Source organism: Rathayibacter sp. AY1C4 (assembly GCF_002932195.1).
In the GTDB taxonomy this organism is placed as follows: domain Bacteria; phylum Actinomycetota; class Actinomycetes; order Actinomycetales; family Microbacteriaceae; genus Rathayibacter.
Genome location: NZ_PSWE01000026.1, coordinates 26,390 through 50,516 on the forward strand (window position 1 = coordinate 26,390; position 24,127 = coordinate 50,516).

Sequence of the window (24,127 nt, forward strand, 5' to 3'; positions counted from 1 at the left end):
GAGTTCCGGCGGATACAGTTTCGAGAGCCTGGTCGTAGTAGAGCAGCGACCACCGACATTCCTTGTCGGGTCGCGACCGGGCGGGCGCGCACGCGGCGTGCGCACCGGGAAGAGGGAGCATCGTGAGCGACGCGCAGAGGGCCGGGACCCCGGCCGCCAAGACGAAGGCGGCCGCGGGCCGACGCCGGAAGAGCCTGAGCGCCAAGCAGCTCGCGATCCTCGACGCGATCCAGCGCTCGGTGTCGAGCCGCGGCTACCCGCCGAGCATGCGCGAGATCGGCGACGCGGTCGGCCTCGCCTCGCTGTCGAGCGTCACCCACCAGCTCAACCAGCTCGAGCTCAGCGGCTACCTGCGCCGTGACCCGAACCGGCCCCGCGCCCTCGAGATCCTCATCGACGTCCCCAGCTCGACGGAGGACGACGGGTCGTTCGAGTCGACCGCGACGGTCGGCGACGCGGCGATGGTCCCCCTCGTCGGCCGGATCGCGGCGGGTGTGCCGATCATGGCCGACCAGCAGATCGACGAGGTGTTCCCGCTTCCCCGGCAGCTCGTCGGCAAGGGCGAGCTCTTCATGCTCAAGGTCGTCGGCGAGTCGATGATCGACGCCGCGATCTGCGACGGTGACTGGGTCGTGGTCCGCTCGCAGCGCACCGCCGAGAACGGCGAGATCGTAGCGGCCATGCTCGACGGCGAGGCCACCGTCAAGGTGCTGCGCCAGCGCGACGGCCACACCTGGCTGCTGCCCCGCAACTCCAACTTCGAGCCGATCCTCGGCGACGAGGCCGAGGTGCTCGGGAAGATCGTGGCGGTCCTCCGCTCGGTCTGACACCGGGAACGCAGGAGGGGCCCGACCGGCGTGCAGCCGGCCGGGCCCCTCCTGCGTTCGACGGGCACCGGCGATCGGGGCGCGCGCCCCTCCGTCGCGGTCACGGGAAGGCGGAGGAAGGCCGCCGAAACCCCGTCGCCGAACCCTCCGGCCGCCGCCGGTCGGTGGTGCGGGACGCCGCACCCCCTCCCGGATGCGCCGAGCGCCCGCCTCCCGGACGGGGAGACGGGCGCTCGGGTGGTGGCGATCAGGCCTCGACGGCCGCGCGCGGAACCGCGAACTCGGCGAGCGAGCCCGCCAGGTCGGCGTGCACGAGGGCGACCACGTGGGTGCCGCCCTCGACGTACTGCGTCGACAGGATCCGGCCGCTGCGGTGCAGATGCGAGATCACGTCGCCCCGGTCGTACGGCACGAGCAGGTCGATCTCGACGTCCGGCTCGGGCAGGATCTCGGCGATCCGCGCCTCCAGCTCGTCGATGCCCTCGCCGCTGCGCGCCGACACGAAGACCGCGTCGGGAGCGAGACCGCGCAGCACCAGCCGCGTGCCCTCGTCCACCAGATCGGCTTTGTTGAAGGCGATGATCTCGGGGATGCTGCGGGCGCCCACCTCGCCGATCACGTCGCGCACGGTGGCGATCTGCCCGGCCGGATCGGGGTGGGAGGCGTCCACGACGTGGACGATCACATCGGAGTCCGCGACCTCCTCGAGCGTCGACCGGAAGGCCTCGACGAGCTGGTGCGGAAGCGCTCGCACGAAGCCGACCGTGTCGGCGAGCGTGTAGAGGCGCCCGTCCTTCGTCTGGGCCTTGCGGACGGTGGCGTCGAGGGTCGCGAAGAGCGAGTTCTCGACGAGGACGCCCGCGTGCGTCATCCGGTTCAGCAGGCTCGACTTGCCGGCGTTCGTGTACCCCGCGATCGCCACCGAGGGGACGGCGTTGCGCTTGCGGTTCGCGCGCTTGGCCTCGCGGGCGGGCTTCATCGCCGTGATCTGCTTGCGCAGGCGCGCCATGCGGGTGTGGATGCGGCGACGATCGAGCTCGATCTTCGTCTCACCCGGACCGCGCGAGCCCATTCCGGCTCCCGCGCCCACCTGGCCGCCGGCCTGGCGGGACATGGACTCGCCCCAGCCGCGCAGTCGCGGGAGCAGGTACTCGAGCTGCGCGAGCTCGACCTGCGCCTTGCCCTCACGGCTCTTCGCGTGCTGGCTGAAGATGTCGAGGATCACCGCGGTGCGGTCGATCACCTTGACCTTCACCACGTCCTCCAGCGCACGCCGCTGGCTCGGTGCGAGCTCGGTGTCGGCGACGACCGTGTCCGCGCCGAGGGCCGCGACGAGCCCCGCGAGCTCCTGGGCCTTGCCCTTGCCGAGGTAGGTGCTCGGATCGGGGTGCGGGCGGCGCTGGAGCAGGCCGTCGAGGACCGTCGCTCCCGCCGTCTCCGCGAGCGCGGCGAGCTCGTGCAACGAGTTCTCCGCGTCCTCCAGCGAATTCTGCGAGTACACGCCGATGAGCACGACGTTCTCCAGGCGCAGCTGGCGGTACTCGACCTCCGTGACGTCCTCGAGCTCGGTCGAGAGGCCGGCGACGCGTCGCAGCGCCTGCCGGTCGTCGCGGTCGAACTGCTCGCCGTCGCTGTTCTCGCCCTCGTGGCCGGCGCTCTGCAGCGCCTGGGCTCCACCCGCGACGAAGCGCGAGTACCCTGCCGAACGCGACTGCGCGTTCGCCAGGACCCTCGAGACGACGTCCACGGCCTCGGTCGTGTCGGTCTCGTTCAGGTCTTCCGTCATCCGGATAACACTAACTCCTCAGGTCTTGATAGGTTCACTTCTCATGGCCGCCGAGCACTACTTCTCGAGTACTCCCGACGGCGACCTCCGGCCCCGCAGGATCCAGGCCCGCCTGGCCGGCCGCGACCTCGAGGTCACGACGGCAGGAGGGGTGTTCAGCCCCGGTCACGTCGATCTCGGCACACGCGTCCTGCTGGACGCGGTGCCCGACGCCCCCGCTGACGGGGACCTGCTCGACCTCGGCTGCGGCTGGGGCCCGATCGCCCTCGCGCTCGCCCTCGCCTCCCCCGACGCCCGGGTGTGGGCGGTCGACGTCAACCAGCGGGCGCTCGAGCTGGTCCGTCGCAACTGCGAGGAACTCGGCGTCCTCAATGTCAACGCCGTGCTGCCCGAGGATGTTCCCGACGACGTCCGCTTCCGCACCGTGTGGTCGAACCCGCCGATCCGCATCGGCAAGGAGGAGCTGCATCTCCTGCTCGAACGCTGGCTGCCGCGGCTCGAGGAGGGCGCGGACGCCTGGCTCGTCGTGCAGCGCAACCTCGGCTCAGACTCGCTCCAGACCTGGCTGGGCGCCGCGTTCGCCGGGCGGCTCGACGTGGAGCGCGTCTCCTCGGCGAAGGGCTTCCGCGTGCTCCGGACGACCCGCCGGGCCTGACCGGGTCCTCAGTCGATCCGGATCGTCCCGGTGAAGACGAGGTCGGCCGGGCCGGAGAGCCCGACGTGCTCGCCCTCCTCCGCCGCGAACATCGTCACGCCGAGCGTGCCGCCCGGGACCTCCACGCGCCAGGCCTGCGGAGCGCGGGCTCCCGCCCAGTAGCGCACCGCCAGTGCCGCCGCTGCGGCACCCGTGCCGCAGCTCAGGGTCTCGCCGCTGCCGCGCTCGTGCACGCGCATCCGGATCCGCCCGATGCCGTCGTGGACCAGGGGCTCGCCGGGTACCACGAACTCGACGTTCGCGCCGTCCTCGGGCTCCGGGTCGAGCTGCGGGATGTAGGAGAGGTCGGCGGAGTCGAGCTCCTCGTCGTTGCTGAGGGCGACGACCACGTGCGGATTGCCGAGGTCGATCCCGAGACCGGGGCGCGCGACCTTGAGCTCCTTCGCCCGCACCAGGGGCTCGCCGCCCGCCAGCTCCCAGCGGCCGAGGTCGACCTGGAACCCGGCACCGCTGCGGGTGACGTCGCGGACGCCGGCGCGGGTGCCGATCGGCAGGGTGTCGCCGGGCTCGAGCGCCGCGAGGCCGCCCGCGAGCAGGAACGCGGCGTAGACGCGGATGCCGTTGCCGCACATCTCGGCGATCGAGCCGTCGGCGTTGCGGTAGTCCATGAACCACTCCGCCTCGCTCTCCTCGGCCAGAGCCGCGGCGCCCTCCGGGATCGCGCGGGAGCGGACGGCACGGATGACGCCGTCGGCGCCGACGCCGAAGTGGCGGTCGCAGATCATCGCGATCTGCGCGGGCGAGAGGTCGACCTCACCGTCCGGGTCGCTGAAGAGCACGAAGTCGTTGCCGGTGCCCTGGCCCTTGGTGAAGTGCAGCTCGATCGTCATGGCGCACAGCCTAGCGAGGAGCGGGAGCGGCGGCCTGGGCGGCGGAGTGCGCCCGCGACACCAGGTCCGGCGCGTCGTACGGGAGCCGGTGGGCGCCGGCGTAGCGCCGGAACCAGCTGTTCTGCCGACGTGCGTAGCGGCGCGTGAGCGCCTGCGTCGCCGCGATCGCCTCCTCCTCGCGGAGGACGCCGGCACGCTGGGCGAGCGCCTGGGCGTACCCGATGGCCCGCCCGGCGGTGACGCCGCGCTCCAGGCCGAGGGGGACGAGCCGCTCGACCTCGTCGAGCATCCCGGCCGCCCACATCCGTTCCACCCGCCGGTCGAGGCGCTGCACCAGCTCCTCCCGCGGAGCCTCGAGGAACAGGATCGAGGCGGGGCGCCACGGAACCGGCTCGTCGGACATCAGCGCGCTGTGCGTGCTCCCGCCGGTGAGCTCCGCGATCTCGAGCGCGCGGACGATGCGCCGGGCGTTGTGCGGACCGATCCGCTCGGCCACTCCGGCGTCGATCCGGCGCAACCGCTCGACGAGGGCGCCCAGGCCCTCCCGCTCGGCGGTCTCCTCGAGCCGGCGCCGGACGGCCGGGTCGGTGCCCGCGAACGAGAACTCGAAGACGACGCTGGAGACGTACAGACCGGAGCCTCCGACGAGGATCGGCGTCGCCCCGCGCGCCAGCACGCTCTCGATCACGCGCCGCGCCTCGCGCTGGTAGCGGGCGACCGACGCCTCCTCCGTCACGTCGAGGACGTCGAGCAGGTGGTGCGGGACGCCCCGACGCTCGTCGGCGGGCAGCTTCGCGGTGCCGATGTCCATCCCGCGGTAGAGCTGCATCGCGTCGGCGTTCACGATCTCAGCGGCGCCGCCGTCCTGCCGGATCGCCTCGGCGAGCTCGAGCGAGAGGTCGGACTTGCCCGTGCCGGTCGCGCCGACGACCGCGATGAGCTCCGGCGCGGTATCGGGGGCTCCGGTCTCAGCGCTCGCCATCGAGGGCGTCGTAGATCGGCGTCGTCAGCGTGCCGGCGTCGCGCACGCGCAGCGACGGCAGGCCCAGCGAGACCCGGGGCGCCCCGCTCGCGCCCGGGGCGGCCGGAACTCCGCAGGACTCGGTCTGCGCCCGGTCCCAGGCGTCGCCCGCGCGGGTGCGGCGGATGCGGAGCGGCGCGCCGTCGGGCGAATCCGCCAGGAGGTAGAAGGGGGCGGCACGGGTGACCCGGACGGAGACCACGTCTCCGGGACGCGGCTGCTCGGAGCCCTCGGGCACGTCGAAGTGCACCAGACGGCTGTCCTCGGCGCGTCCGCTCAGCCGGTGCGTCTCCGTGTCGCGACGGCCCTCGCCGGTCGCGACGAGAACCTCGACCTCTCGGCCGACGACTGCGCGGTTCTCCTGCTCGCTGATCGCGTCCTGCAGGGCGACGAGCCGCTCGTAGCGCTCCTGGACGACCGCCTTGGGGATCTGGTCGGGCAGCGTCGCGGCCGGGGTGCCGGGTCGGATGGAGTACTGGAAGGTGAAGGCGGAGGCGAAGCGGGCCGCCTCGACCACCCGCAGGGTCTCCTGGAAGTCGGCCTCGGTCTCGCCGGGGAAGCCCACGATGATGTCGGTGCTGATCGCCGCGTGCGGGATGCGATCGCGGACCCGGTCGAGGATCCCGAGGAACTTCTCGGAGCGGTAGGAGCGGCGCATCGCCTTGAGGATGCGGTCGGAGCCGGATTGGAGCGGCATGTGCAGCTGCGGCATCACCGCCGGCGTCTCGGCCATGGCGTCGATCACGTCGTCGGTGAAGGCCGCGGGATGGGGGCTCGTGAAGCGGATCCGCTCGAGCCCGTCGATGGTGCCCGCCGCGCGGAGCAGCTTCGAGAACGCCTGGCGGTCGCCGAACTCGACGCCGTAGGAGTTCACGTTCTGGCCGAGAAGGGTGACCTCGATCGCGCCGTCGTCCACGAGCGCCTGGATCTCGGCGAGCACGTCGCCGGGACGCCGGTCCTTCTCCTTGCCGCGGAGCGAGGGGACGATGCAGAAGGTGCAGGTGTTGTTGCAGCCGACCGAGATCGAGACCCAGCCGCTGTAGGTCGAGTCGCGCTTCGTGGGGAGCGTGGAGGGGAAGACATCGAGCGATTCGAGGATCTCGAGCTGCGCCTCGTCGTTGTGGCGGGCGCGCTCGAGCAGGCTCGGGAGGGCGCCCATGTTGTGCGTGCCGAAGACCACGTCGACCCACGGGGCACGGTCGAGGATGACGTTCTTGTCCTTCTGCGCGAGACAGCCGCCGACCGCGATCTGCATCCCCTCGTGTCGGCGCTTCACCGACGCGAGGTGGCCGAGGTTGCCGTAGAGCTTGTTGTCGGCGTTCTCGCGCACCGCGCAGGTGTTGATCACGACGACGTCGGCCTCGGCTCCATCGGCGGACACGTAGCCCGCCGCCTCGAGCGAACCGCTCAGCCGCTCGGAGTCGTGCACGTTCATCTGGCATCCGAACGTACGGACCTCGTAGGTCCTCGGCCGGGTCTCGGCGACGGGCGACGGGGCGGTACCGAGCGTGCTCATGGTGTGGGATTCTACGCTCCGGTCGGACCGCTCCCGGCTCGCCGTGTCAGCGGAAGCGGACGCTCGACCCCGGCTTGCGGATCGTCTCGCGGACGACGCGCTGCACGAGTCCGCCGGCGTAGCCGCGGCGCGCGAGGAATCCCGTGAGCCGGCGCTCGGCGACCTCGTCGGAGAGCGAGCGCAGGCTCGGCAGGCGCTTGCGCGCGAGCTCGAGCGCCGTGCGGTACTCGTCGTCGCCGTCCAGCTCGTCGAGCGCTGACGCGATCGCCTCGGGGTCGATCTTCCGCGCGCGCAGCTCCTGCTGGATGGAGGAGCGGCCGAGCTTCTTGCGGTCGCGGAGCGAGACGACCAGCTGCTCCGCCATGCGGAGGTCGTCGAGGTAGCCGAAGCGCGTGAAGCGCTCGAGGATCTCGAGGGCGTCCTTCTCGGCGACGCCCTCCGTGTAGAGGCGCGCCTCGACCTCGGCGACCGAGAGGCTCTTGCGGGAGAGCCCCCGTACGATCCGATCCGCGACCTGCTCGGGATCGATCTCCTCCGGGATCGCGATCGCGTCGTCGTCGTCCTCGTCGTCCGCTTTCTCGACGAACGCCGGCGTGCGCCGGGCGACGTGAGCCGAGAGCTCGGCGATCCGCTCGGAGGCCGGAGACGCGGCGCCGCCGAGGGCGGAGCCTCCCGACTCTCCTGCGACCGTCCGGGGAGCACTGGTGCTCGGCGTCCCGGCTCCGGACGGCTCCGGAAGCGACCCGGCCCCGTCGGCGTCCGGCGCCTCCGGAGCCCAGCCCTCGTCGCCCGCCGCACCCCGGTCGACCCAGGGCAGGAAGGCCACGGGGCGGCCCTTCGCCCCCTCCGCGGCCTTCTCCGCCACGGGCTAGGCGCCCTTGCGCACGGGCTGCTTGGTCTCGATCGCGACCGGCGCAGCCTCGACGGCCGCGTTCGGGTCGACGATCACGCCGAGCTTGACCAGGATGCGCTTCTCGATCTCGGCGGCCACATCGGGGTTGTCGATGAGGAACTGGCGCGCCTTCTCCTTGCCCTGGCCGAGCTGGTCGCCGTCGTAGGTGTACCAGGCGCCCGACTTGCGGACGATCTCGTGCTCGACACCGAAGTCGATCAGGCTGCCCTCGCGGGAGATGCCGACGCCGTAGAGGATGTCGAACTCGGCCTGCTTGAAGGGCGGGGCCATCTTGTTCTTCACGACCTTGACGCGGGTGCGGTTGCCGACCGCGTCGGTGCCGTCCTTCAGCGTCTCGATGCGGCGGATGTCGAGGCGGACCGACGCGTAGAACTTGAGCGCCTTGCCGCCCGCCGTGGTCTCGGGGCTTCCGAAGAAGACGCCGATCTTCTCGCGCAGCTGGTTGATGAAGATCATCGTGGTGTTCGTGGTGTTCAGTCCGCCGGTCAGCTTGCGCAGCGCCTGGGACATGAGGCGGGCCTGCAGGCCGACGTGGGAGTCGCCCATCTCGCCCTCGATCTCGGCACGCGGCACGAGGGCCGCGACGGAGTCGATCACGATGAGGTCGATCGAGCCCGAGCGCACGAGCATGTCGGCGATCTCGAGCGCCTGCTCTCCGGTGTCGGGCTGCGACACGAGGAGGGAGTCGATGTCGACGCCGAGCTTCTTGGCGTACTCGGGGTCGAGCGCGTGCTCCGCGTCGATGAAGGCGGCGATGCCGCCGTTGCGCTGCGCGTTCGCGATCGCGTGCAGCGTGAGGGTGGTCTTTCCGGAGGACTCGGGGCCGTAGATCTCGACGATGCGGCCACGCGGGAGCCCGCCGATCCCGAGCGCGACGTCGAGCGCGATCGAACCGGTCTGGATCACCTCGACGGGAGCGCGGTCGTCGCTTCCGAGGCGCATGACGGCGCCCTTGCCGAACTGGCGGTCGATCTGGGCGAGTGCGGTCTCGAGGGACTTCTCGCGGTCGGAGGAACTGGGCATGGCCGTCTCGCTCTCGTGTTCGTGGTGGTGTCGCCTACAGGCTGTCGCGACATGCCGGTGGCTGTCGGAGTGACAGTGCCGGCCGGCTGCGACAAGGCGGTGAAGCAGGTCCGTTCAGGTGTCTCCGACGGTACGCCCGACCACCGACATCGGGGCCGAGCGAGAGCGACTCCGTGGAGACGGGGCCGTTCCTGCTTCTGTGGAGGAGCCTAGACCCGTTCGAACACGGATTCGAGCACGAGCCGTCGGCGTGTCGAACACGGCTTCGGCGACGGGAGCGTCAGCGGTGGCGCTTCCGCGGATCCACGCCGTGCCACCGGGCCTCCGGGACGTCGTTGGCGCGGCAGAGGGCGAGCCAGACCTCGCGCGGCTCCGCTCCGTCCGCGAGGGCGCGCTCGGCGGTGCGGCCCCCGAGCTCGGTCAGCACGAGGTCCGAGACCAGGACACGGGCATAGGCGCCGCCGAACTCGTCGTCCACCAGCTGCCGGAACTCGCTCAAGCGCATGCGTCCACGGTAGCCGCTGCCCGGAGGCCGCACTCCCCCGGGAACGCCGAAGGGCGCCCGGCCGGAGCCTGGGCGCCCTTCGCGTGGAACGGGTGCGGTGAGTGGAGGGGACGGGGGCCGACTACTGCGTGACGAGGTCCGCGTCGAAGCCGGCGACCATGTCGGCCGGAATGGTGTCGGGGATGGTGTCGATGCCCTCGATGACGGCGAGACGATCGCCGACCTCGCGCATGATCACCGAGATGGGGGTGTCGAGGGCGTCGGCGACAGAGGCGAGGATCTCCGAGGAGGCCTCCTTCTGACCGCGTTCGACCTCGCTCAGGTAGCCGAGCGCAACGCTCGCCTTGCTCGCCACCTGACGGAGCGTACGACCTTTCTGCAGGCGAAAGTCCCTGAGGACATCGCCGATCTCCTGACGAACTAGAACCACTGGACCCTCCTTCTCCACGTCAACCGCATGTCGTGCACCTGCACCGCGAGCACGAGCGCCGGAGATTCTCCGGAGCGGGTGATCGGGGGGCTGGGACGAGAGAACCGGATAGCTGTTCACTACCCGGTTCGTATGGTGTCGACTCTAATACCGGATGACTGGACTTTGCGTGTGAGCGACACCAGTTGTAACCGGGCCGCAATGCGGCGCATTCCGATTCCCGGAGGGCCCTCGCTGGGTATCCGCCTCATGCGCCGCGGGAGATCAGCTCCGCGCCGAGGGCGAGAGCCGCGTCGACCGAGGCGGCGCGGATCGCGGCGCGGTCGCCGTCGAACCGGTGCTCACGGACGAGCTCGTCCTCGCCGAGGACGGCCGCCACGAAGACGGTGCCGACGGCCGCATCCCCCTGCGGATCCGGACCGGCGACCCCCGTCGTCGCCAGGCCGAGCGTCGGACGCCCGTCGGCTGCGAGCCGCGAGGACGCTCCGCGCGCCATCTGCACGGCGACTCCGGGATCGACGGGCCCCCGCTCGCCGAGGACGCGCGCGTCGACCCCGAGGAGCCGGTCCTTGAGGTCGGTGGCATAGCTCACCACTCCCCCGCGGTACACGGCGGAGGCGCCGGGCACCTCCACGAGGGCGGAGCTGAGCGCGCCGCCGGTGAGCGACTCCGCGACGGCGAGGTCGACACCCCGCCGCCGGAGCTCGGCGATCAGCTGCGCGGCCGTCACCGCGTCGACCGGGCGGCCCGGCTCTGGCGGGCGGCGTCGGCGAGGTAGTCGATCCCGGTGGCGACCGTGAGCACCACCGCGGCCGTCATCGTGATCCCGTTCAGCCAGTGGACCCACTCGCCGAGGACGGCCCAGAGCGGCAGCAGAGCGAGGGAGATCGCGATCGACTGCACGATCGTCTTGAGCTTGCCGCCCCGTGACGCCGGGATCACCCGGTCCGAGAGCACGGCCATCCGGAAGACGGTGATGCCGATCTCGCGCACCAGGATGACGATCGTCACCCACCACGGCAGCTCCGCGAGGATCGAGAGCCCGACGAGCGCCGCACCGGTCAGCACCTTGTCGGCGATCGGATCCAGGAGCTTGCCGAGATCGGTCACGAGGCCCCGGCTCCGGGCGATGTGCCCGTCGATGCCGTCCGTGGCGATCGCGACGATGAAGAGGAGCGCCGCGGCGATCCGGATCCCGCCGTCCTGCCCCCCGTCGGCCAGCAGGAGCCAGAAGAAGACGGGCGCCAGCAGGATCCGGACGACCGTGATCGCGTTCGGCAGGTTCCAGTTGCCCGACGCGGCCGGAGCCGGTGCGGTGGGGTGGGTCATCGTGCTCCGCCGTTCCTCGCAGTGCGGGCGACCGGGACGGTCACTCGCGTCCCGTCAGCGTCCAGGCGTCCTCGCCGGACCCCTCGTCGTCGTCGTGGTAGTCGGTGGCGGCGGGCCCCGTCGGCTCGGCCAGCGGATCCGCGTACGGGTCCGGGGCGACCGAGGACGGCGCGGCCGGCCCCTCGCCCGGGTCCTCGCCGCGCATGCGCGCGAGGACGCCCGGCAGCTGCTCGGCGGTGACCAGCACGTCGCGGGCCTTCGACCCCTCGGAGGGGCCGACGACCTCGCGCGACTCGAGCAGGTCCATCAGTCGGCCGGCCTTGGCGAAGCCGACGCGGAGCTTGCGCTGCAGCATCGAGGTCGAGCCGAACTGCGTGCTGACGACGAGCTCGGCCGCCGCGACCAGCAGCTCGAGGTCGTCCCCGATGTCGGAGTCGATCTCCTTGCGCTGCGCCTGCACGGTGATGTCCTGGCGGTACTCGGGCTGCGCCTGACGGGTGACGTGCTCGACGACCTTCGCGATCTCGTCCTCGCGGACCCAGGCGCCCTGAACGCGCATCGGCTTATTGGTGCCCATGGGGAGGAAGAGGCCGTCGCCCTGCCCGATGAGCTTGTCGGCTCCCGGCTGGTCGAGGATGACCCGCGAGTCGGTCACGCTGGTCACCGCGAAGGCGAGGCGGCTGGGCACGTTCGCCTTGATGAGGCCGGTCACCACGTCGACGCTCGGCCGCTGCGTGGCCAGCACGAGGTGGATGCCCGAGGCGCGCGCGAGCTGGGTGATCCGCACGATCGAGTCCTCGACGTCGCGCGGGGCGACCATCATCAGGTCGGCGAGCTCGTCGACCACCACGAGGAGGTACGGGTACGGCTTGAGGACGCGGCTGCTGCCCGCCGGGAGCTTGATCTCGTCCGCGCGGACGGCCGCGTTGAAGTCGTCGATGTGACGGAACCCGAACGACGCCAGGTCGTCGTAGCGCATGTCCATCTCCTTCACGACCCACTGCAGCGCCTCGGCGGCCTTCTTGGGGTTCGTGATGATCGGAGTGATCAGGTGCGGCACTCCGCCGTAGATGGTGAGCTCCACGCGCTTGGGGTCGATCAGGACCATGCGCACGTCCTGCGGGCGCGCGCGCATCAGCAGGCTCGTGATCATCGAGTTGACGAAGCTGGACTTGCCGGAGCCGGTGGAGCCGGCGACCAGGAGGTGCGGCATCTTGGCGAGGTTCGCCACGACGTAGCCGCCCTCGACGTCCTTGCCGACGCCGATGGTCATCGGGTGCGTGGACGTCGTCGAGGCCGGCGAGCGGAGGACGTCGCCGAGGGAGACGATCTCGCGGTCCGTGTTGGGGATCTCGACGCCGATCGCGCTCTTGCCCGGGATCGGGGAGAGGATCCGGACCTCGTTGCTGGCGACGGCGTAGGAGAGATTCTTGCTGAGCGCGGTGACGCGCTCGACCTTGACGCCCGGGCCGAGCTCGATCTCGTAGCGGGTGACGGTCGGGCCGCGGGAGAAGCCGGTGACCGTCGCGTCCACGTTGAACTGCTGCAGCACCTCGGTGATGGCGCGGACCATCTCGTCGTTGGCCGCCGAGCGCGCCTTGGAGGGCGTGCCCGTCGAGAGGGCGGCCGCCGAGGGGAGGCGGTACGGCGCGTCGTCCTCGAACGAGGAGTCGAACCCGGCGGTCGGGTCCTCCTCGGCGAGGGGCGCGATCGGGCCGGTCTCGATGACGGGCGGGACCGGGACGGCGGGCGCCACGTCGAGGCGGTCGAGCCGGATGACCTCGGTCGCGTCGTCGTCGACCACGCCGGTCGCGCCGCGGGAAGCGCCCGTCTGCTCGAAGCGGGCGAGCGCCGCCTCGGCGGTCTCGGCCTCGGCCAGCACCTCGGTGGCGTAGGAGCGGGTCGGCGGGTGGGCCTCGTCGTCGCGCTCCTCGAGCGCGGTGTCGAAGCCCTTCGCGCGGCCGCGGGCGGGCGCGGCGCCCTCGAGCACCTCGGTGAAGGAGTCGATCGGGAGCTCGGTCTGCACGGTCGGCTCGTCCTCGCGCCCGGACTCGGTGCGCCGCCACCAGGGCAGCTCTCCGCCGTCCTGCTGCGCGTCCTCCTCCTGCTCGGCCTCCGCCTTCGCCGCGGCCTTGGCGGCGGCCCGCTCGGCCTTGAGGCGGGCGCGCTCCTCGTCGTCGAGCACGGGGGCGCCGAAGAGGTAGCCGTAGAGCTCCCGCGAGCGCGCGCCGATGCGGTTCGGCGGGGTCTTGGTGATGATGAACAGCGACAGCAGGATCACGAGCGACAGCAGCACGGTCGCGCCGGGGACGGTGGCGATCGCCGCGAGCGGGGCGCCCACCAGCCAGCCGAGGACGCCTCCCGCGGCCGCCATGGTCTCGATTCCCTGGCCGGGCTGCGGCAGGCCGAGGTGCGCGTGGCAGATGCCGGCGGAGGCGACGAGCAGCGTGATGACGCCCACGCCGATCCGCCCGTTGTCGTCGACGGACCGGGGGTGCCGGAAGAGCCAGAGGGAGAAGAGGAGAAGGACGACCGGCAGCACGTAGGCGACACGGCCGAAGAAGCCGCCGAAGCTCCACGCGTCGAGCACCAGGGCGACCGGGTCGGTCGCGAGGAACCACTCGACCACCGCGCCCGCGACGGCCAGCAGCAGCAGCAGGAAGGGGACGCCGTCGCGGCGCTCCTCCTTCGCCAGCCGCTCGGGACCGAGGGCGCGGGCGGCGCCGCCCGCGAGGTGGGCCAGCGCCATCCAGAGCCGCACGGCGGGGTTGGTGCGCGGGGCGGACTCGAAGGCCACCGTCTTCGTTTCAGCGGCCGCCTTGCCCGAGCCCCGGCCGGATCGCGGCGCGCCGGAGCGCGGAGTCGCGCTGCCGCGCCCGCGCGAGGTCGTCTTGGTACTGGTCGCCATGAGGCCACCGTACCCGCCGCCCCCGTCAGGGCCGGTGACCCGCGCCGCGACGGCCGGCGCCGATCCGCCGCCGGCCGGGAGGCTCAGGCCTCGATGACGAGCGGCACGATCATGGGCCGGCGGCGGTAGGAGGTGTTGACCCAGCGGCCGACGACGCGACGGACGGCCTGCGACAGCGCGTGCTGGTCGCTCGCCCCGTTCCGCACCGCCTCCTCGAGCGCGGCCGCGATCCGCGGCTTGACCTCGTCGAAGACGCTGTCGTCCTCCGCGAAGCCCTTCGCGTGGATCTCGGGGCCGACGACGATCCGCCCCGTGCCCGCCTCGACCACCACGATGATCGAGATGAAGCCCTCCTCGCCGAGGATCCGCCGGTCCTTGAGGTCGGCGTCGGTGATCTCGCCCACCGACGATCCGTCGACGTAGACGAACCCCAGGTCGAGCCGTCCGACGACGGTCGCCCTGCCGTCGAGCAGGTCGATCACGGTGCCGTCCTCGGCGATGATCGTGTTCTCCTCCGCGATCCCGGTCTCACGCGCGAGCTGCGCGTTCGCGACCAGGTGCCGGTACTCGCCGTGCACCGGCATCACGTTCAGCGGCTTGAGGATGTTGTAGCAGTAGAGGAGCTCGCCGGCCGCGGCGTGCCCGGACACGTGCACCTTCGCGTTGCCCTTGTGCACGACGGTCGCTCCGAGCCGGGTGAGCCCGTTGATGACCCGGTACACCGCGTTCTCGTTGCCGGGGATGAGACTGGAGGCGAGGATCACGGTGTCGCCCTCCCCCGGCTCGATCTGGTGATCGAGGTTGGCCATCCGGCTGAGGACGGCCATCGGCTCGCCCTGCGACCCGGTGGACATGTAGACGATCCTGTCCTCGGGGACGTCGCCCGACTTCTTCATGTCGACCAGGACTCCCGGAGGGACGTGCAGGTAGCCGAGATCCGCGGCGATGCGCATGTTGCGGACCATGGAGCGGCCGAGCAGCGCCACGCGGCGGCCCGTGGCGTGGGCCGCGTCGAGCACCTGCTGCACCCGGTGCACGTGGCTGGAGAAGCTCGCGACGATGACGCGGCGGGTCGCCCTGGCCATGACGCTCTCGATGACCGGGCCGATGTCGCGCTCGCTCGGCGTGAAGCCGGGGACGTCGGCGTTGGTGGAGTCGACCATGAACAGATCGACGCCCTCCTCGCCGAGGCGGGCGAAGGCGCGCAGGTCGGTGATCCGGCCGTCGAGCGGCAGCTGGTCCATCTTGAAGTCGCCGGTGTGCAGCACCGAGCCGGCGTCGGTGACGATCGACACGGCCAGCGCGTCCGGGATCGAGTGGTTCACGGCGACGAACTCGAGCTCGAAGGGCCCGAGGTTCTCGACGTCGCCCTCCTTCACCGTGAGCGTGTACGGCGTGATCCGGTGCTCCTTGAGCTTCGCCTCGACGAGGGCGAGCGTGAGGGTGGACCCGATCAGCGGGATGTCGCGCTTCAGGCGGAGCAGGTAGGGGACGGCGCCGATGTGGTCCTCGTGGCCGTGGGTGAGGACCACTCCGACGATGTCGTCGAGCCGGTCCCGGATGGGCGTGAAGTCCGGGAGGATCAGGTCGACGCCCGGCTGGTCCTCCTCCGGGAAGAGCACGCCGCAGTCGACGACCAGGAGCCTGCCGTCGATCTCGAAGACGGTCATGTTGCGGCCGATCTCGCCGAGGCCGCCGAGGGGGATGATCCGGAGCGTTCCCGGAGCGAGCGGGGCGGGGATGATCACGGGACCGGGCATGCGCCCTCCTTCTCCAGCGGTGCTTTCTCGGGACGTGCCGCTCGGGCTCAGCGGGTGGTGCCGGCGACCTTCGGGAGGGCGCCGCCGGCCGCGGCGTTGCGGTCGGGCCGGAAGTTGCGGAAGTCGACGCCCGGGATGTCGCGGACCAGGCCGAGCTCGTCCTCGATGAGCGCCGCCTCCGACTCCTCCGGGCCGACCAGGGGCAGCCGCACGCGCGGCGAGGAGATGCGGCCGAGGCCGTGCAGGATGTACTTCGCGGCGACGGTCCCGGGGACGTGCGTCATCACGGCGCGCACGAGCGGCTCGAGCTGCTGGTGCGCGCGGGTGGCCGCGTGGAGGTCGCCCGCGTTCACGGCGTCGACGATCGTGCGGTACGGCGCGGCGGCGATGTTCGCGGTGACGCCGATGAGCCCCGTGGCGCCGATGGCGAGCTCGGGGAGCACGTTCGCGTCGTCGCCGCAGAAGTACATCAGGTCGGTCTGGTTGAGCACGCGGCTGACCTCGGAGAGATCGCCCTTCGCGTCCTTCACGGCCAGGATGTTCGGGTGCTTGGCCGCCCGCAGGATCGTCTCGTAGCGGATCGGCACGCCGGTGCGGCCGGGGATGTCGTAGAGGATCACCGGCAGGTCCGTCGCATCCGCGATCATCCGGAAGTGGGTGAGCACGCCCGCCTGCGTGGGCTTGTTGTAGTACGGGGTGACGATCATGTTGCCGTCGGCGCCGGCCTTCTCGCTCTGACGGGCGAGCTGCATGGCGTGGGCGGTCTCGTTCGAGCCGCCTCCCGTGATGATCTTGGCGCGGCCCCCGGCGACCGAGCGGCCGACCTCGACGAGGCGGATCTTCTCCGGGTCGGTCAGGGTGCTGGTCTCGCCCGTGGTCCCGGTGACCACGATGCCGTCCGCGCCCGCTGCGATGCAGTCGTCGATGTGCTCCTCGACACCGGGCCAGTCGACCTCGCCGTCGGCGGTGAACGGGGTGACCAGGGCGACCAGGACCTGGCCGAAGGGATTCTCCGGAGTTGACACGCTGCCAGGGTAGCGGGTCGCCGCCGCGCCGCCGGGAGGAGGTTCCCGGAGCCGCCCGCGCGGACGGCAGCAGGCGGATCGGGCGGGACGGCCCGCTCGTCCTCGCCGGGCGGCGGGCTACGGAGCGACGCGGCCGTTCGCTGTGAAGGCGGCGGCCGTGAGGGGCATCAGCTCCTGGAAGTGCGTCTCCATCTGCTCGGCCGCCATCTCGATCTCGCGCTGCGGGAAGGAGGGGAACGTCGAGTCCTCGCGCTTGGTGCGCAGGGAGAGGAAGTTCATCAGCGAGCGGGCGTTGAGCGTGACGTACATCGACGAGTAGATGTTCAGCGGGAGGACGATCCGGGCGACCTCGCGGGCGACGCCCTCGCCGAGCATCCGCCGGTACGACTCGTAGGCCTGCGTGCTGACGCGGCGCGTCTCCTCGGCGACGAGCTCGGCCTGCTCCGCGGTGCCGGGCTCGAAGGAGTAGGCGCCGGGCTTGCCGACCTGCACGAGGTTGCGGCGGGGGCCGGGCACGTAGAAGACCGGACGGAGCTCGCGGTAGCGGCCCGACTCCTCGTTGTAGGAGGCGATGCGGTGCCGCATGAACTCGCGGAAGACGAAGATCGGCGCCTGCACGTAGAAGGTCATCGAGTTGTGCTCGAACGGCGAGCCGTGGCGGTCGCGCATGAGGTAGTTGATCAGGCCGCGGTCGCGCTTGCGCTGCAGCTCGGCGTCGGACTCCTCGCCGTCGAGCGCCTCGGCGAGCGTCTTCTCGCCCTGGGTCGAGACGCGGGCCGCGAACAGCACGTCGGAGTCGTGGGCGCTCGCGCGGACCAGCTCGACGACGACATCACTGCGGAAGACGGGACTACTCGGGTCTGCGCTGAGGCTGCTCTGTTCGGTCACGGATCGAACCTAGACCACGCTCCGACCGCGGCCGTCGTCACATCCCGAAACAGTCGTCCGCGCAGCGCCCGCGCCGACCTACGCTTCCCGGATGGAGCCCGTGACGATCCTCGCCGCACTGCTCGGCCTCGTCGTGCTGGGCGTCGTCCTCGGGGCTGTCCATCGGGCCCGCTCCGGGCGCGTCGCGAGCGCCCCCTCGCGCCAGGACCCCGCGATCGACCCCGGCGAGCTCGTCCCCGGCGCAGTGCTCGGGACCCGGGCCACAGTCGTGCAGTTCTCGACCGACGTCTGCACGCGGTGCCCTGCAGTGCGACGGATGCTCGGGGAGCTCGCCCAGCAGCGGCCCGGGCTGGCGCACCTCGACGTCGATCTGACGCACCGCCCCGACCTCGCGGCGCGCTTCCGCGTCCGGCAGACGCCCACGCTCCTCCTGCTCGATCGAGACGGAGTGCCGCGCAGCCGCATCGGCGGCGCTCCGACCCGCGCCGCCCTGACCATCGAGCTCGACCGACTCCAGGAGACATGATGAGCACCCGCTCCCCCTCCACCACCGGCGCCACTCCCCCGTCCGGCACCGTCGATCCCCGCGGCCCGAGGGTCGCCGCCGGAGTCACCGCCGCACTCCTCCTCACGGCCGTGGGCCTCGGGCTCGCGGCCGCGGCCCGGGCCGACCTCGACGGCCGGCTCTCCCAGCCCGGCTTCCTCCTGCTGCTCGCGCTCGCCGCCCTCTTCGCCTGGTCGGCCGCGCGCGGCGTCGGCTCCGGCCCCTGGGCGGTGCTGTTCCGCCGGGTGGTCCGGCCGCACCTGGCACCGCCGCGCGAGTGGGAGGACGCCCGCCCGCCGCGCTTCGCCCAGCTGATCGGCCTGGTGGTGACCGGCGCCGGCGTCCTCCTGCACGTCGCCGGCGTCCCGGGATCGGTTCCGGTCGCCGCGGCCGTCGCCTTCCTCGCCGCCTTCCTCAACGCCGTGTTCGGCCTCTGCCTGGGCTGCGAGCTCTACCTCGTGCTCGCGCGGGCCGGCCTGGTCGGGCGCTCGGCCGGCTCCCGGGCGTGAGGCTCTAGGCTGGGTCCGCTTCGCGGGCGGCCCGCGACCGGCTCCGGGAGGCACCATGAGCGACTCATCCGCACGGCACTCCGACCACGACGGGACCACGGACTCCGGCTCGCCGCGACGCGCCGCGCGCACGCCGGGCGAGCACGTGTCGACGCCGTCCGAGCTGCCCTCGGCCCGGCCGGACGCGTCCGCTCCCCGGCTCCGCGTCCTGATCTCGGGCGCCAGCGGGATGATCGGCTCCGAGCTGACCCGCCAGCTGCGCGCCGAGGGGCACGAGATCCTGCGCCTGGTGCGCCACGCGCCGTCGAGCCCGGACGAGTTCCACTGGGCGCCCACCTCGCACATGCTCGACTTCAGCGTGCTCGACCGCGTCGACGCCGTGATCAACCTCTCCGGCGCCTCGATCAGCCGCCTGCCGTGGACCGCGTCCTACAAGCGGGAGATCCTCGACTCGCGGATCCAGTCCACGCAGACCCTCACCGACGCGATGCGGATGTCCTCGACCCCGCCGACGACGCTGATCAACGCCTCCGCGGTCGGCTACTACGGAGACCGCCCGGGCGAGGAGCTCACCGAGCAGTCCTCGCGCGGCGACGGGTTCCTCGCCGACGTCGTCGACCGCTGGGAGAAGGCCGCCCACCTCGCGCCCGAGGCCACGCGGGTGGTCACCGCTCGCACCGGGCTCGTCCTCGGCGACGGCGGCGCGCTCAAGCCGCTCCTGCCCCTGACGAAGCTCGGCCTCAGCGGACCCCTCGGCAGCGGCAACCAGGCCTGGCCCTGGATCAGCCTCTACGACGAGGCCGCGGCGATCCGCCACCTGCTCACGTCCTCGCTCTCGGGCCCGGTGAACCTCGCCGGACCGGTGCCGGCGACCGCGAACGACGTGATGCGCACCCTCGCCGAGCAGCTGCACCGCCCGTTCAAGCTGGCCGTCCCCGAGAAGATCATCGAGCTCGCGCTGCGCGACGCCGGGCACGAGCTCCTGCTCTCGAGCCAGCGCCTGGTCCCCCAGCGGCTGCTCGACGACGGCTTCGAGTTCCGCCACCGCACGGTCGGCGCGGCGCTGGAGTGGGTGCTCGCCTGATCCCGGCCGCCTGAGCGGTCCTCGCCCGGAGAGCCGCGCTCGAGTCGCGGCCGAGCGGTCAGGCCGGAGCCTCGTGCTCCAGCGCGATGGCCCGGCGGATGGCGCCTCGGGCGCGCTTGCGGTCGCCACTGGCGTCGTAGGCGAGGCCGAGGCGGTACCAGGCACGCCAGCTCCCGGGCTGCGCGTCGACCTCCTCCGCGTACTGCGGGAACAGCGCGTCCGCCTCCTCCCGGAGCGGACGCCCGCTGGCCCGCGAGTCGAGGACCTCCTGCGGCAGCGCGTTCTCGCCCTCCAGCCGACGGGCCAGCTTCTCGGCGCGGAGCCCGAACAGCAGCTCGCGCACGAGCCCCCAGACGCCGACGGCGCCGAGGATCAGCAGGCCGACGCCCATCACGATGCCGGGCACCGTCGCCGCGGCGAAGGCGACGACGGAGTACTGCAGGCAGACGAACAGGTAGAGGGCGAGCAGGACCGCCATCAGGACGACGCCGATGCGGGTCCTCACGGGGTGCTCGTCGCTGCGGCGGCCTGGCCGGACGGAGCCCGGTCGATGACGGGCTGCTCGTCGACCGGCCGCTCGTCGAGAGGCGCGGCGTCGAAGGCGGCGCGCAGGTCGATCAGCGCGTCGAGGCCCACCACCACGCCCGTGGTCGTCCGGACCGCGTCGAGAGCGCGCAGGACGCCCTGCTCGTAGGACGCCTGCGAGGTGGTGTCGTGCCGGATGGTGACCGTCTCGCCGGTGCCGCCGAAGACGACCTCCTGGCGCGCCTCCACTCCGGGCAGGCGGAGGCTGTGGACCGGGACGCTCGCGACCTGCTGGCCGCGGGCCCGCTGGTCGGTGTGCGGAGCCTGCACCGGACCGAGCTCGGCCCGGGCGCGCAGCAGCAGCTCGGCTGTGCGGACCGCGGTCCCGGAGGGCGAGTCGACCTTGCGGGCGCCGTGGGTCTCGACGATCTCGGCGGCGTCGAAGAAGCGCGCGGCCACGGTGGCCAGCGCGGTCGCGAGCACCGAGCCCAGCGAGAAGTTGGGGATGATCACGACGCCGGCCTCCGGCTGCTCGGCGACGCTGCGCCGGAGGGCCGCGATCCGGTCGCCGGTCCAGCCGGAGGTGCCGACGAGCACCTTCCTCCCGTTGGCCACGGCGAAGTCGACGATCTGCTGGCTGACGGCCGGCACGGTCATGTCGACGACGACGTCGGCCGCGAGCATCTCGGCGGGATCGCTCCGCGAGCCGAGCCGCGCGACGAGCGAGAACTCGCTCGACGCCTCGATGAGCGAGCAGGTGAACGAGCCGAGTCGGCCGGACGCGCCGACCACGGCGACGGAGGTAGTCACCGACTCAGCGTAGCCCGCGGCTCAGTACGGCTGGGCCTCGGGCAGGCCGGTGCGCAGCTCCACGGGCAGGTGCGAGAGGTCGTTGTGCACGACGAGCACCGGCGGCTTGCGGGAGCGGACGCGGATGATCGTCAGCCCGCAGTTGGCCTGGTTGAGGCCCAGCCACCGCCAGTCGGGAGCGTCGAACACGTGGCGGACGAACCAGCCGATCACGAAGTTGTGGGTGATGAGGAGGTCGTGGCGGTCCTCGCGCGACGGCGCCAGGAACTCGGCCACCGCGTCCTGCATCTGCGCGTGCCCCGCCTCGATCTCGGCCGCGGTGACGCTGCCGAAGAAGGGCTCGAACGCCTTGGGCATGTCCGGGGTCGGCCCCGAGGGGATGCAGTCGAACAGCAGCGAGGACGGCTGGAGCGGCAGGCTCGGCAGAAGCGTCTGGAAGCGCGCGGCCGTCTCCTCGGCCCGGCGCAGCGGCGAGTGCCACGCTCCGGTGAAGGGGACTCCGCCGAGCCGCTCGGCGATGAGCCTCGCCTGGCGCTCACCACGGGCCGAGAGCGGGCCGTCCGGCATGCCGTGCTCGGCGTCCTGCTGCTCGCCGTGGCGGACGAGGTAGATGTAGTGGGACACGGGGTCCTCCCTGGTGCGGCGCGGCGGTGCGCGGTCAGCGGGCGTTCGACGATCGGATCAGATCGCGGAGGCGCTCTCGATCCCGGCGATCCCGGCGAAGGCCGACTCGTCGACCGCGCCGACGGCCGAGATCGACGACGGCCCCCGGGCCAAGTCTGCCGCGAGTGCCTGGACGTCCTCCGCGCCGACGAGGGCGAGTCGGCGCAGGCTCTCGTCGAGGTCGACGAACTCGCCGAAGGTCAGCTCGGCGCGTCCGAGGCGCGACATCCGGGTGTCGGAGTCCTCCAGCGCGAGCGCCGCCGCTCCCGAGAGCTGGCCGCGGGCGCGGGCGAGCTCGTCGTCGGTGACGCCGTCCTCGGCGAGGCGGTGGAACTCGGTGAGCAGGAGCTCGGCGACCGTCCCCGCCTTCGCCGGGGTGCACGCGGCGTAGAGCCCGAAGAGGCCCGCGTCCGAGTAGGACGGGGCGAAGGAGTAGACGGAGTAGGCCAGGCCGCGCTTCTCGCGCACCTCCTGGAACAGCCGCGAGGACATGCCGCCGCCGAGGATCGAGTTGAGGACGCCCATCGTCATCCGCCGCTCGTCGCCCGCGGCGAGACCGGGGAAGCCGACCAGCAGGTTCGCCTGCTCGGTGGGGCGGTGCACCACCGACAGGGCGCTGCCGCGGGTGTAGGACGCACGGCCGCCGACGCGCCGCTCGACGGGCGGGGCCGCCGTGCCGAGGTCCCAGCCGTCGGCGACGAGGACCCGCTGGAGCAGCGCGACGAGCGCCTCGTGGTCGACGGCGCCGGCGACGGTGATCACCACGTCTCGCGGGCGGTAGGCGGCGCGGTAGTGCGCCCAGACCGCGTCCCGGGTGGCCTCGCCGATGGTCGCGGCGGTGCCCCCGATCGGGCGGCCCAGCGGGTGGTCGCCGAACACGGCCTCGAACAGCTTCTCGCCCGCCACGTCGGCCGGATCGTCGTCCGCCATCGCCAGCTCCTCGAGGATGACCCCGCGCTCGGTCTCGAACTCGTCCGGATCGATCAGGCTCGAGGTCACCATGTCGGCGATCACCTCGACAGCCATCGGGAGGTCGCGGTCCTGGATCTTGGCGTAGTAGCAGGTGTACTCCTTGGCGGTGAGAGCGTTGTGCTCCCCGCCCACGGAGTCGAAGGACACGGCGATGTCGAGGGCGGACCGCTTCTGCGTGCCCTTGAACAGCAGGTGCTCGAGGAAGTGCGTCGAGCCGACGTTGGAGGGCACGGCGGGCTCGCCCGCGGTCGCGGGGCGGCCGGGCCGCTCGTCGCGAGAACCCTCGGCGACCCAGAAGCCGATCGTGGCGCTGCGGGCGCCGGGCACCGATTCGCTGAGGATGCGGACACCGCTCGGGAGGACGGAGCGGCGGACCGTGGATCCGCCTGCGGCCCGGACTGACGTCTCCGGCTGGTCGAGGGGCAGTGCGACTCCGTGATTCATCGTGCCCACCCTAGGCCACCGCGACGGCGGCCCGAGCCGGGCTGTCGCGCCGTGGCGGGAGAGGTGCAGGGGGCGTCGCGGACGGGCGCGGTCAGCGGCGCGCGCGCTCCAGCGCGGCCAGGTGTCCGGGGTCGAGCTCGAGCGAGACCGCGCGCACCAGCGCGTCCACGTCGGCGGGTGAGCGCGGGGCGACCGTCGCGGCGGTCAGCCGCGGCCGGCCGAGCAGCCAGGCCAGGGCGACGGCGGCGGGAGCGGCCGAGAGCTCGGCACCGATCGCGTCGAGGACGGCGAGGACCCGGCGTCCGCGGCGCCCGAGGTGGGCGGCGGCGAGTGCCCCGTCGGGCAGGCGGCCGAGCTCGCGGCGGGTGCGCTCGGCGCCGCGGAGGAACCCGTGGGCGAGGGGGACGGTCGCGAGCAGGGCGAGTCCCTGGCCGGCGGCGACGAGGCCGAGATCGCCCTCCGAGCCGGGCCGCTCGAGCAGGTTCCAGCGGACCTCCGCGCCGGCGAGGCGGGGCAGCCCGTGGGCGGCCAGGACGCGCGCCTCGAACAGCTCCTCCGGGGAGAACCCGGAGGCGACCACCGACCGCACCAGCCCGCGCGCCAGCAGCACGTCGACGGCGCTGAGGAGCTCGTCGAGGCGTCCGGCCCCGTCGGGGCGGACCGCCAGCACATCGAGGCGATCGGTGCGGAGGCGGCGCAGCGCCCCCTCGACACGGTCCACCAGCGCACGCGGCGTCGCGGGCGCGCCGACCGGAGCGGCGAAGCGGCCGATCAGGAGGAAGCGGTCCCGGTCGCGGTGTCCGGCGGGCCAGCCGCCGACGCCCTCCGCGAGGCTCGAGTCGGTGACGACGACGCCGTTGCCGCCCCACGCCGCGTAGCGCTCGAGCAGCGCGGCACCGTCGTCGCGGCCGAGGGCCGCCGCGTCGAGCACGAAGGGGAAGAGGTCGTGGCCGGAGTCGCCCATCGGCCGGCGGCGCGAGGGTGCGACGGCGGTCGGCTCGACGGGGCCGGTCTCGGCGAGGACGCCGCTCGAGGAGGCTGCGCGGGAGACCGCGGGCGGGAGCGGGACGGCACTGTGACGGGGAGCCCGCACGACGGCG

The 24,127-nt window shown here is 72.5% G+C and carries 24 protein-coding genes; 5 read left to right on the forward strand and 19 right to left on the reverse strand.

The features are described from left to right. Positions 1 to 122 precede the first annotated feature (122 nt). Positions 123 to 827 (forward strand): transcriptional repressor LexA, encoded by a 705-nt coding sequence (gene lexA / locus C5C99_RS12980; protein WP_104224482.1) that lies wholly within the window; start codon positions 123 to 125, stop codon positions 825 to 827. Positions 828 to 1,074: 247 nt separating this feature from the next. Here lexA and hflX read toward each other — a convergent pair whose 3' ends face one another. Continuing rightward, on the reverse strand, positions 1,075 to 2,613 hold the full coding sequence (gene hflX, locus C5C99_RS12985; protein ID WP_104340208.1) for a GTPase HflX: 1,539 nt from the start codon (positions 2,611 to 2,613) through the stop codon (positions 1,075 to 1,077). A 43-nt stretch (positions 2,614 to 2,656) separates the two neighbouring features. Between hflX and C5C99_RS12990 the strand changes: the two genes are divergently transcribed. Beyond that, positions 2,657 to 3,268 carry a class I SAM-dependent methyltransferase gene (locus tag C5C99_RS12990; RefSeq protein WP_104226309.1) on the forward strand — a complete coding sequence of 204 codons (612 nt, stop codon included), beginning with the start codon at positions 2,657 to 2,659 and terminating at the stop codon, positions 3,266 to 3,268. Between the two features lie 8 nt (positions 3,269 to 3,276). On the opposite strand, the gene dapF is transcribed toward C5C99_RS12990, so the two are convergent. The 13 genes from dapF to thyX form a co-directional block, all read right to left on the reverse strand. Then, positions 3,277 to 4,158, reverse strand: coding sequence for a diaminopimelate epimerase (gene dapF, locus C5C99_RS12995; RefSeq protein WP_104226308.1), 882 nt, complete (start codon positions 4,156 to 4,158; stop codon positions 3,277 to 3,279). 10 nt (positions 4,159 to 4,168) lie between these two features. Beyond that, the gene (gene miaA, locus C5C99_RS13000) at positions 4,169 to 5,140 is read right to left on the reverse strand and encodes a tRNA (adenosine(37)-N6)-dimethylallyltransferase MiaA (RefSeq protein WP_104226307.1); all 972 of its coding nucleotides are present in this window, start codon (positions 5,138 to 5,140) and stop codon (positions 4,169 to 4,171) included. Further along, a complete protein-coding gene (miaB, locus tag C5C99_RS13005; protein ID WP_104257216.1) occupies positions 5,127 to 6,695 on the reverse strand; it encodes a tRNA (N6-isopentenyl adenosine(37)-C2)-methylthiotransferase MiaB in 1,569 nt (522 codons plus the stop codon). The genes miaA and miaB overlap by 14 nt, the downstream gene beginning before the upstream one ends. Before the next feature lie 46 nt (positions 6,696 to 6,741). Continuing rightward, positions 6,742 to 7,521, reverse strand: coding sequence for a regulatory protein RecX (locus C5C99_RS13010; protein WP_181074605.1), 780 nt, complete (start codon positions 7,519 to 7,521; stop codon positions 6,742 to 6,744). A 42-nt stretch (positions 7,522 to 7,563) separates the two neighbouring features. After that, a complete protein-coding gene (gene recA, locus C5C99_RS13015) occupies positions 7,564 to 8,631 on the reverse strand; it encodes a recombinase RecA (RefSeq protein WP_104224475.1) in 1,068 nt (355 codons plus the stop codon). A gap of 280 nt (positions 8,632 to 8,911) precedes the next feature. Further along, entirely contained in the window at positions 8,912 to 9,136 is a 225-nt protein-coding gene (locus C5C99_RS13020) for a DUF3046 domain-containing protein (RefSeq protein WP_104224474.1), read from the reverse strand. A 121-nt stretch (positions 9,137 to 9,257) separates the two neighbouring features. Then, positions 9,258 to 9,566 (reverse strand): helix-turn-helix domain-containing protein, encoded by a 309-nt coding sequence (locus C5C99_RS13025; RefSeq protein ID WP_068207524.1) that lies wholly within the window; start codon positions 9,564 to 9,566, stop codon positions 9,258 to 9,260. Between the two features lie 247 nt (positions 9,567 to 9,813). Beyond that, complete coding sequence (locus C5C99_RS13030; protein ID WP_104224473.1) at positions 9,814 to 10,296, reverse strand: CinA family protein; 483 nt, start codon at positions 10,294 to 10,296, stop codon at positions 9,814 to 9,816. Beyond that, on the reverse strand, positions 10,293 to 10,895 hold the full coding sequence (gene pgsA, locus C5C99_RS13035) for a CDP-diacylglycerol--glycerol-3-phosphate 3-phosphatidyltransferase (protein ID WP_104226303.1): 603 nt from the start codon (positions 10,893 to 10,895) through the stop codon (positions 10,293 to 10,295). Before pgsA ends, C5C99_RS13030 begins: the two co-directional genes overlap by 4 nt. 40 nt (positions 10,896 to 10,935) lie before the next feature. Continuing rightward, positions 10,936 to 13,803: a DNA translocase FtsK gene (locus tag C5C99_RS13040; RefSeq protein ID WP_104340210.1), complete on the reverse strand. Its 2,868-nt coding sequence runs from the start codon at positions 13,801 to 13,803 to the stop codon at positions 10,936 to 10,938. Positions 13,804 to 13,886: 83 nt separating this feature from the next. Further along, complete coding sequence (locus C5C99_RS13045) at positions 13,887 to 15,563, reverse strand: ribonuclease J (protein WP_104224470.1); 1,677 nt, start codon at positions 15,561 to 15,563, stop codon at positions 13,887 to 13,889. Between the two features lie 47 nt (positions 15,564 to 15,610). Beyond that, entirely contained in the window at positions 15,611 to 16,588 is a 978-nt protein-coding gene (gene dapA / locus C5C99_RS13050) for a 4-hydroxy-tetrahydrodipicolinate synthase (RefSeq protein ID WP_104340211.1), read from the reverse strand. Between the two features lie 117 nt (positions 16,589 to 16,705). After that, a complete protein-coding gene (thyX, locus tag C5C99_RS13055) occupies positions 16,706 to 17,476 on the reverse strand; it encodes an FAD-dependent thymidylate synthase (protein ID WP_104226301.1) in 771 nt (256 codons plus the stop codon). A 91-nt stretch (positions 17,477 to 17,567) separates the two neighbouring features. On the opposite strand from thyX, the gene C5C99_RS13060 reads away from it, so the two are divergent. From C5C99_RS13060 to C5C99_RS13070, 3 genes are read left to right on the forward strand one after another with little or no spacing between them, the layout of a single operon-like run. Continuing rightward, positions 17,568 to 18,002 carry a thioredoxin family protein gene (locus tag C5C99_RS13060; protein WP_104267086.1) on the forward strand — a complete coding sequence of 145 codons (435 nt, stop codon included), beginning with the start codon at positions 17,568 to 17,570 and terminating at the stop codon, positions 18,000 to 18,002. Then, positions 18,002 to 18,529 carry a DUF4395 domain-containing protein gene (locus C5C99_RS13065; protein ID WP_104233265.1) on the forward strand — a complete coding sequence of 176 codons (528 nt, stop codon included), beginning with the start codon at positions 18,002 to 18,004 and terminating at the stop codon, positions 18,527 to 18,529. Before C5C99_RS13060 ends, C5C99_RS13065 begins: the two co-directional genes overlap by 1 nt. A 55-nt stretch (positions 18,530 to 18,584) precedes the next feature. After that, the gene (locus tag C5C99_RS13070) at positions 18,585 to 19,613 is read left to right on the forward strand and encodes a TIGR01777 family oxidoreductase (protein ID WP_104238626.1); all 1,029 of its coding nucleotides are present in this window, start codon (positions 18,585 to 18,587) and stop codon (positions 19,611 to 19,613) included. Positions 19,614 to 19,671: 58 nt separating this feature from the next. Here C5C99_RS13070 and C5C99_RS13075 read toward each other — a convergent pair whose 3' ends face one another. From C5C99_RS13075 to C5C99_RS13095, 5 genes are all read right to left on the reverse strand, one after another. After that, positions 19,672 to 20,118, reverse strand: a complete 447-nt coding sequence (locus C5C99_RS13075) for a hypothetical protein (RefSeq protein ID WP_104250175.1) — start codon at positions 20,116 to 20,118, stop codon at positions 19,672 to 19,674. Further along, positions 20,115 to 20,948 carry a 4-hydroxy-tetrahydrodipicolinate reductase gene (gene dapB, locus C5C99_RS13080; RefSeq protein WP_104250174.1) on the reverse strand — a complete coding sequence of 278 codons (834 nt, stop codon included), beginning with the start codon at positions 20,946 to 20,948 and terminating at the stop codon, positions 20,115 to 20,117. The genes C5C99_RS13075 and dapB overlap by 4 nt, the downstream gene beginning before the upstream one ends. A gap of 21 nt (positions 20,949 to 20,969) precedes the next feature. Next, positions 20,970 to 21,572, reverse strand: coding sequence for a histidine phosphatase family protein (locus C5C99_RS13085; protein WP_104224462.1), 603 nt, complete (start codon positions 21,570 to 21,572; stop codon positions 20,970 to 20,972). 57 nt (positions 21,573 to 21,629) lie between these two features. Continuing rightward, on the reverse strand, positions 21,630 to 23,027 hold the full coding sequence (locus C5C99_RS13090; protein ID WP_104340213.1) for a pitrilysin family protein: 1,398 nt from the start codon (positions 23,025 to 23,027) through the stop codon (positions 21,630 to 21,632). A 91-nt stretch (positions 23,028 to 23,118) separates the two neighbouring features. Then, positions 23,119 to 24,127: aldo/keto reductase (locus tag C5C99_RS13095; protein WP_146085511.1), on the reverse strand; the 1,009-nt coding region annotated here is incomplete at its 5' end.

Excerpts from the sequence above, each read along its gene's own strand:
- hflX (WP_104340208.1), bottom strand. The coding sequence starts at position 2,613 with ATGACGGAAGACCTGAACGAGACCGACACGACCGAGGCCGTGGACGTC.
- C5C99_RS12990 (WP_104226309.1), top strand. The coding sequence starts at position 2,657 with ATGGCCGCCGAGCACTACTTCTCGAGTACTCCCGACGGCGACCTCCGG.
- dapF (WP_104226308.1), bottom strand. The coding sequence starts at position 4,158 with ATGACGATCGAGCTGCACTTCACCAAGGGCCAGGGCACCGGCAACGAC.
- miaA (WP_104226307.1), bottom strand. The coding sequence starts at position 5,140 with ATGGCGAGCGCTGAGACCGGAGCCCCCGATACCGCGCCGGAGCTCATC.
- miaB (WP_104257216.1), bottom strand. The coding sequence starts at position 6,695 with ATGAGCACGCTCGGTACCGCCCCGTCGCCCGTCGCCGAGACCCGGCCG.
- recA (WP_104224475.1), bottom strand. The coding sequence starts at position 8,631 with ATGCCCAGTTCCTCCGACCGCGAGAAGTCCCTCGAGACCGCACTCGCC.
- C5C99_RS13020 (WP_104224474.1), bottom strand. The coding sequence starts at position 9,136 with ATGCGCTTGAGCGAGTTCCGGCAGCTGGTGGACGACGAGTTCGGCGGC.
- pgsA (WP_104226303.1), bottom strand. The coding sequence starts at position 10,895 with ATGACCCACCCCACCGCACCGGCTCCGGCCGCGTCGGGCAACTGGAAC.
- C5C99_RS13040 (WP_104340210.1), bottom strand. The coding sequence starts at position 13,803 with ATGGCGACCAGTACCAAGACGACCTCGCGCGGGCGCGGCAGCGCGACT.
- C5C99_RS13045 (WP_104224470.1), bottom strand. The coding sequence starts at position 15,563 with ATGCCCGGTCCCGTGATCATCCCCGCCCCGCTCGCTCCGGGAACGCTC.
- C5C99_RS13060 (WP_104267086.1), top strand. The coding sequence starts at position 17,568 with ATGGAGCCCGTGACGATCCTCGCCGCACTGCTCGGCCTCGTCGTGCTG.
- C5C99_RS13065 (WP_104233265.1), top strand. The coding sequence starts at position 18,002 with ATGAGCACCCGCTCCCCCTCCACCACCGGCGCCACTCCCCCGTCCGGC.
- C5C99_RS13070 (WP_104238626.1), top strand. The coding sequence starts at position 18,585 with ATGAGCGACTCATCCGCACGGCACTCCGACCACGACGGGACCACGGAC.
- C5C99_RS13090 (WP_104340213.1), bottom strand. The coding sequence starts at position 23,027 with ATGAATCACGGAGTCGCACTGCCCCTCGACCAGCCGGAGACGTCAGTC.